Origin of the sequence: Streptomyces cahuitamycinicus, from assembly GCF_002891435.1 — a bacterium.
GTDB classification, from domain to species: domain Bacteria; phylum Actinomycetota; class Actinomycetes; order Streptomycetales; family Streptomycetaceae; genus Streptomyces; species Streptomyces cahuitamycinicus.
This window is the reverse complement of sequence record NZ_POUC01000907.1, coordinates 1-816: the sequence shown is the minus strand read 5'-3', so window position 1 is coordinate 816 and position 816 is coordinate 1. Positions and strand designations below refer to the sequence as shown.

The window sequence follows — 816 nt, the reverse complement described above, 5'->3', positions numbered from 1 at the left end:
GCCCCGGCAAGGGCCCGCTCGCGCTGCGCGTGGCCCTGGAGACCGGCGCCGGGTTCGACCTGACCGAGGCCGGCACCCAGAAGCGGCTCGCGGTGTACGTCGTGGGCGCCCCGCAGGAGGTCCCGGGCGTGGCCCGGCTCGGCCCGGACCCCCTCGCCGACGACTTCGACCAGCGGCGCCTCGCGGAGCTCCTGGCCGGGGAACGGCGGCAGCTCAAGGGCGCGTTGCGCGACCAGAGCCTGATCGCCGGCGTGGGCAACGCCTACAGCGACGAGATCCTGCACGCGGCGAGGATGTCGCCCTTCAAGCTGGCGGCGTCCCTGAGCGAGGAGGAGACCGGACGGCTGTACGCGGCCCTGCGCGACACACTCACCGAGGCGGTCGAACGCTCCCGGGGCGTGGCGGCCGGGCGGCTGAAGGCCGAGAAGAAAAGCGGACTGCGCGTCCACGGCCGCACCGGCGAGCCCTGCCCGGTGTGCGGCGACACCGTCCGCGAGGTGTCCTTCGCCGACTCCTCGCTCCAGTACTGCCCTACCTGCCAGACGGGCGGCAAGCCGCTGGCGGACCGCAGGATGTCCCGCCTGCTCAAGTGAGACGGGGCCGCGTCAGCGTGGCGGCGGTGTCCACGCGAACATCAGGACGGTCGCGTCGTCGCGCAGTCGGCTGGCGGGTGAGTCGAGGATGGAGTGGATGGGCCGCCGCGGCGTGTCGGGCGCCGGCTCGCCCGCGGCCTCCTCGCCGGGACCGCGGATGCCCGGTGATCCGTCGGGGTGCGACGGCCGGCGGTCTCACACCGGGGCGCGGGGCGCGGGGAGC

The 816-nt window shown here is 75.4% G+C and carries 1 protein-coding gene; it reads left to right on the top strand.

Annotated elements, in window-relative coordinates:
- Positions 1–593: zinc finger domain-containing protein (locus C1J00_RS43815; RefSeq protein ID WP_102914268.1), on the top strand; the 593-nt coding region annotated here is incomplete at its 5' end.
- Positions 594–816: the final 223 nt, after the last annotated feature.